Genomic DNA, 6,035 nt, shown 5'->3' with positions numbered 1-6,035 from the left:
GCCGTTCCGTTCGGTGTGTTTTGGTTGTGTTAGTTGTGTTTTGTTTATGGTGTTTCTGATTGAGATGACTGAGTGAGGTTGGGCTGATGAGCATGAACCCTTTTATCAATCGCGTTTCCAGCCTTTCGGGGCCTGCGCGTGATGTTTTGCCTGTTGCGCCGTCGGATGTGGCGGATTTGTCGGATGTGGCGATTGGTCTTTATGTTGAGGCGGGCGGGGCTGTGGTGATGACCACGGTGCGAGGGGAGACGCGCACCGTTCAGGTGACGGATTTTTCGATCCTGCCGGTGGGGGTTACGCGTGTGCATGCGACCGGCACAACGGCGTCGGGCATTCATGCGCTTGTGCTGACGTAAGGTATCCGCCGTTCACGGCGCACAGCCCTACCACCGGACTTCCGGCGGCGGGGTTTTTTGTATTCTCAAAACCTCTCTGTCGGGATCAGTCCGCGCCAAACAGATCGCGTGTGAAGACCTTGTCGCTGACATCGCGGATCTCGTCCGAGATGCGGTTGGCGAGGATCAGGTCGGCCTGCTGCTTGAAGGCGTCAAGATCGCGGATCACCGGTGAGTGGAAGAAATGATCCTCGCTCAAAACCGGTTCATAGACGATGACCTGGATGCCCTTGGCCTTGATCCGCTTCATGATGCCCTGAACCGAGCTTTGGCGGAAATTGTCGCTGCCTTCTTTCATCACCAGCCGGTAGATGCCGACGGTTTTGGGCCCTTTCATCAGAATCTGATCGCTGAGGAAATCCTTGCGGGTGCGGTTGGCATCGACGATGGCGCGGATCAGGTTCTGCGGCACATGGTTGTAATTGGCCAACAGCTGTTTGGTATCTTTGGGCAGGCAATAGCCGCCATATCCGAACGAGGGGTTGTTGTAATGCGCGCCGATGCGCGGGTCGAGGCTGACGCCTTCGATGATCTGGCGCGGGTCCATGCCGCCGGCCAGGGAGTAGCTGTCGAGCTCGTTGAAAAAGGCCACGCGCATGGCAAGGTAGGTATTGGCGAACAGCTTGATCGCCTCGGCCTCGTCGGGGTCGGTGAACAACACCGGCGCATCTTTTGAGACTGCTCCTTCCAGCAGCAGCTCGGCAAAGGCCTTGGCCCGGTCCGAGCGTTCGCCGACGATGATCCGGCTGGGATGCAGGTTGTCGTGCAGCGCCTGCCCCTCGCGCAGAAACTCTGGCGAGAAGATCACATTGTCGGTGCCAAACCGCGCGCGGGCATCGGTGACAAAGCCCACGGGGATGGTGGATTTGATCACGATGACGGCATCGGGGTTCACTCTGGTGACCTGGTCGATCACCGTATCGACCGAGCTGGTGTCGAAATAGTTGCTGCGCGGATCATAATTGGTCGGGGTGGCCACAACGACAAAATCCGCCCCGCCAAACGCGGCTTCGGGATCGGTGGTGGCGGTCAGGTTCAGCGTTCGGTTGGTCAGGAAGTCGGTGATATCGGCATCCTGGATCGGGCTTTCGCGCTGATTGAGCATGTCCACGCGCGCGGCGGACACATCCAGGGCAACAACGTCGTGGTTTTGCGCCAGCAGCACGGCGTTGGACAAGCCAACATAGCCAATCCCGGCAATCGCGATCTTCATATCTTGGTTCCTTGTGTACCCAGGGTCGGCACGCCCGGTGCGACCATAATCGTGTTTTTGGTGTGTGATAAGCTTTTGAAAGACGTGAAGGCAATGAACCGGCCCGGGCGGCCAGCGCGCTTGTGTTGATTGGGCGCAATGGCGGTGCCCGGGTGGGTGTCTTAATTTACCGCGGCATTGATTGGCGTCGTGACAAGGGATGGGGTGATCTGGCTGATGGTGCGGCCCCATTTTGTGACAGGGTTTTCCGCGATGAAAATGATGTCGTTTGAGCGCAGCTGGAATTGCGCGGCCAGGGTCAGCTGTGCGGCGTTGCGGATATCAAGGTGCCAGGCGGTGACGGCGCCGAACTCGCGGGCGTCGGTTGCGGCGCGCAGCACATAAACCTCCGATGCGTCGCCGGTTTCCTTGGCGATGCCGCCGCCGGTGTCGAACAGCGCATCGGCCAGGGTGGCCGCGTGGTTGAACGGCAAGGCATAGCGGCCCTGGGTGCGGACCTCGCCGGACAGGTAGACGTAATCGCGATCAACCGCGTCCAGTTCGATGGACTGAACAAAGTTGTTGCGGCGCTCATCCAGATCGGCGCGGCGCAGATTGACGGCCACGTTCAGCTCTTGCAGGGCGGTCTGGCGGCCTTCCAGCACGGTCTCGCGCAGGGCGATCTGCTGGGCAAAGAAGCGCTCGGCCCGGTCCAGATCATAGTCGGTATCGACAAAGACCGAGTCATCAGCGATCAGCTTGAGGTTCTGCAAGGCGGTGCGCGCATACAGATCTTCCAGCGGGATCTGATACATCTGCCCGTCGCGGTAGATGCGCACCGAGGAATTGTCGATATCGCTGACCGAGACCGACCCGGCGGCCGACAGCGCCTCGCCCAGGGTCAGCTGGGTCAGGGTGATGGGCTGGATGCCGGGCTGGCCGACGGCGCCGCCGACCGAGACGCGGCGGGAATTGAACTCGGCAATTTCCAGGCTGAAGGTGGGGTCGATCTGGTTTTCCACCAGACGCTGGAACAGCAGCGCCTCGGCCTCATCCACGGTCAGGCCGACCAGCCGCACGCGGCCGACATCGGGGATGTTGATCGAGCCGTCATCCTGCACGGTATAGCCGTTGCGGCTGTTCTGCGCGGCCAGCAGGCCCGACAGCTCTCCGGCGGTGCCTTGGGTGGATGGCGTGGACAGCACCAGCACGTCGCCGATGCCAATGGTGTAGGGGCCGGGGTTCACTTGCGGTGGCGGGTCCAGCTGCAGCCCGGCGCGTGATCCGTCCTGGGTCGAGGGCGCTTCGGGCAGGGGGCCGGTGCCGCGCAAGCTGGTGGAGGAGCCCGATCCGGCCGACAGACCAAACACCGAAGGCAGGGTTTTGGGCGCATAAGGCGAGCGGTTGGCCACCAGCACGGTCTCGGGCGTGACCGGCACGACACGGACCTTGCCGGCATCCGACACGCCTGCGGTCACCGAGGGGCTGCGGTAGATGGTTGAACATCCGGCGATCAGGCCGCTCAGGGCCAGCGCACTGAGAAGAAGGGGGAAATGGCGCACGCGCTGTCCTTTGCTGTTCAAAATCTCAACTCTCATCGGGCACCACCTTTATGATCATGTTGCCCAGGAAATCGCCGGTCCATTGCGAGGACTGGACGATGCGGCCGGTGCTGTCCTGCACCCAGTAAATGTTGCTGAAGGTCTCGGCCACCCCATAGCAATCCTCTTGCCGCTTTTGCGCGGCAACGGGCGTGCCCTGCAACACCACCGGGTCAGACCCCAACGGGGTGATCCGGCAGCGATAGGCGTGCAGCTCGATCTCGTCATTGCCGTTGAGAAAGCTGTGGAACCGCTCGGCCCGGCCCGAACCGCCGCTCAGGATCAGCGCCGCGCTCTGGCTGACATCCGATCCGGCCAGACCGCCGCCGAACCCCTTGGCCGAGGTCAGCAACCCCTGATCCAGCGTGATGGTGGCGCCATCCGCACTCAGCCAGGTCTGTACCCCGGCGCGCTCGGTCTCAAGCAACATGACCCCGGCCAGATCGCGGGCGGGAAAGCCGACTTCAAGCCGCGGCGGGATCGGGCGGCGCGCGGCCAGCGCCTGCGCGCGCGGATGGAACCGGGGCGCATTGGGAAACAGCGCCCCCTTCAGCAGATCGACATCTTCCTGCGCGTCGCCGCAGGAGATCAGCATCAGGGCCAGCAGGGCCAACAGGGCAGGGCGGCGCAGGGCTGTCATCGCCAGAACCTCCCCCAGCCGCGCGACAGGTCCTGCGCGCGGGCCTCGCGGGTGACGCCATAGAGCCGGTTGCGCACATGCAGTCGCGCGCCGCCATCGCGCAGAACGGGACGGATGGTCTGAGCGATCTTGTTGCGCGACGGACGCCCGGTCAGCCATGAGACCGGGATTTCCAGCCGGATACCCTTGTCGAACGAGCCTTCGCCGAACTCTTCCGAGCTGACATTGGTCAGGGTAAAGAAGGCACCAACCTTGAAGCCGTTGTTGAACTCGCGATCCAGCGTGAAGGTGGCGCCATAATCGCCCGCCAGGTAGCGCCCGACATCGACCTGCGCGTGATACTCGCCCGGCAGATCGTAATAGGCCGAGACATGCCCGGTGGCGACGGAATAATCCTGAAAGCCGAACAGCACGTCGAAATCGCGTTGCACCGCATAATTGGCCTCGGCCCCCAACGCCAGGCGGCTGTTGGTGGGATACCACAGCAGTTCCGCCGACAGCCCGCCGAACATGGTCTCGAGATAGCCCAGCGTGGTGCGGGCATAAAGGTTCGTGCCCGGCCGCCACAGGTACTCGCCGGTCATATGTTCGATCCGCAGGTTGGATTCGCGGGCATAGATCGCCCAGTCTGAGCGCACATGCGGCAGCGGCGAATCCGAGACCCGGGTGCTGTCATCCAGCGTGCTGAGGATCGGCAGCCGCAGCCCGGTCGACAGGGTGAAGCCCGGCGAAAGTGTGTAATCCAGCCCCAGCGCGGCACCCACCTCGTATCGCAGCGGGTCGTCGGGGTCGAAGAAGGAAAAGTTCAGATACGGCCCGAACCGATAGGAAAAATGCGGGTAAGCATCGCTGAGGATACCGCCCTGCACCAGCGGCAGCGTGTCCGACACCTCGGCCCGGGCAAAGCTGCGCCAGGCATTGTCGGGGTCGTGTTCCAGCTCATACAGGTCGTCGCGATTGACCCGCACCGCGCTCAGCGGCACGCCGTTCGACATCAGCGCGATGTCGAAATGCTCGGTTTGCGGTGGTTCTTCATTGGCCATCACACGGGCGGTGCGCCCCAACGCCTGGGCGGCCTGACCATAGGTGGTGTTCTCGACCCCGACCTGAACCGTATCGCCGGTCTCCGACAGATAGACCAGCCGCAACCCTTCCTGCGCCAGCGCGGCCTGCATCCGGGACCGGATGTCGCCGGTCGCGCGGTCCGCTGTTGCGGCAGCGGTCTGCGATCTGGGCTGCAACGGCGGTGGCGCGGCACCTTGTCCGCCCGGCGCCACCGATTTGCGCGGGTCGACGAAATAGCTCAGCGTCAGCCCCAGCGTGGAGCCATAAAGAAAAGATGTGGTCAGCTGCGTGCCATTGTCGAACCGGTACTGGACCCCGACATTGATCGGGGATCTGACCCGGAAACTGTCGTTGACCGCTTCCTGGCTGTACAGATCGGGGGAATACTCGGCCAGAAAGGTCAGCCGGTCATTATATTGCCAGCTGGCGCCCCCAAACAGCGCCGCATCGCCACGGAACCAGTTGCCGAATTCCAGCTCACCGCCCTGACCGTTTGAATTTGGCGGCGGCCGGGTGTCGAACCGGCTGCCAAACACACCCAGCGGGTTCGAAAACGCGCCCCGCCCCGCTATGCGGCCCCAGCCGATGCCACCGGTCAGCTTGAGCCGGTCCTGAAAGGTCTTGGTGGCCACAAAATACTCGGCGGCATAGACGCCGGTACCGCCAAAATCGCGCAGCCCCATCACGATGGCCGGGCTGTGCCGGCTTTCCTCGCGCAACCGGAAATGGATGTCAAAGCTGCGGTCATACCGGGTGGTGTCGGGCCCATCCAGCCTGTCGATCACCGCATAACGGAAGCTGCCATGCACCCAGGGCAGCATCTGGAACGTCATCGTCCCCCGCCCGCTATTGCGCAACCCCGCAGCGGTGAACACCAGCGCCCCGTCATCGAACATCTCGGCGGTCGGAATCTCAAGCAGGCCGGGTGTGCCATAGGTCGAAACAGACTGCGCCTGACCCATGCCCGCCGCACCCGCACATACCAACGCCAACAGGCCTTTCAACCTCACAGAAACCGCTCGAATCTTCACGTCAATCTATCGCTTTTTCGATCGGCGCCTCACTAACAACTTTCAAAACAAACGTCCCGAAACAATCCGCCAAAAAAAATATCCACAAAACACCTTGTGGCAATTCTGCAA

At 62.4% G+C, this 6,035-nt stretch carries 5 protein-coding genes; 1 reads left to right on the top strand and 4 read right to left on the bottom strand.

Features of this window, described 5'->3' with window-relative positions; translation table 11 throughout:
* Window positions 1-86: 86 nt before the first annotated feature.
* Entirely contained in the window at window positions 87-356 is a 270-nt protein-coding gene (locus ACR0AJ_RS20990) for a spike base protein, RCAP_Rcc01079 family (RefSeq protein WP_226689899.1), read from the top strand.
* Window positions 357-441: 85 nt separating this feature from the next.
* Here ACR0AJ_RS20990 and ACR0AJ_RS20985 read toward each other — a convergent pair whose 3' ends face one another.
* From ACR0AJ_RS20985 to ACR0AJ_RS20970, 4 genes are all read right to left on the bottom strand, one after another.
* On the bottom strand, window positions 442-1,608 hold the full coding sequence (locus ACR0AJ_RS20985; RefSeq protein WP_170379929.1) for a nucleotide sugar dehydrogenase: 1,167 nt from the start codon (window positions 1,606-1,608) through the stop codon (window positions 442-444).
* A 161-nt stretch (window positions 1,609-1,769) separates the two neighbouring features.
* Window positions 1,770-3,185 carry a polysaccharide biosynthesis/export family protein gene (locus ACR0AJ_RS20980; protein WP_480741851.1) on the bottom strand — a complete coding sequence of 472 codons (1,416 nt, stop codon included), beginning with the start codon at window positions 3,183-3,185 and terminating at the stop codon, window positions 1,770-1,772.
* Window positions 3,175-3,828: a YjbF family lipoprotein gene (locus ACR0AJ_RS20975; RefSeq protein ID WP_170362942.1), complete on the bottom strand. Its 654-nt coding sequence runs from the start codon at window positions 3,826-3,828 to the stop codon at window positions 3,175-3,177. Before ACR0AJ_RS20975 ends, ACR0AJ_RS20980 begins: the two co-directional genes overlap by 11 nt.
* Window positions 3,825-5,855: a YjbH domain-containing protein gene (locus ACR0AJ_RS20970; RefSeq protein WP_480741853.1), complete on the bottom strand. Its 2,031-nt coding sequence runs from the start codon at window positions 5,853-5,855 to the stop codon at window positions 3,825-3,827. Before ACR0AJ_RS20970 ends, ACR0AJ_RS20975 begins: the two co-directional genes overlap by 4 nt.
* Window positions 5,856-6,035 lie beyond the last annotated feature (180 nt).

Source organism: Ruegeria sp. CJ9 (assembly GCF_056536625.1).
The sequence above is the reverse complement of the archived record's forward strand: the minus strand, read 5'-3'. Positions and strand labels throughout refer to the sequence as shown.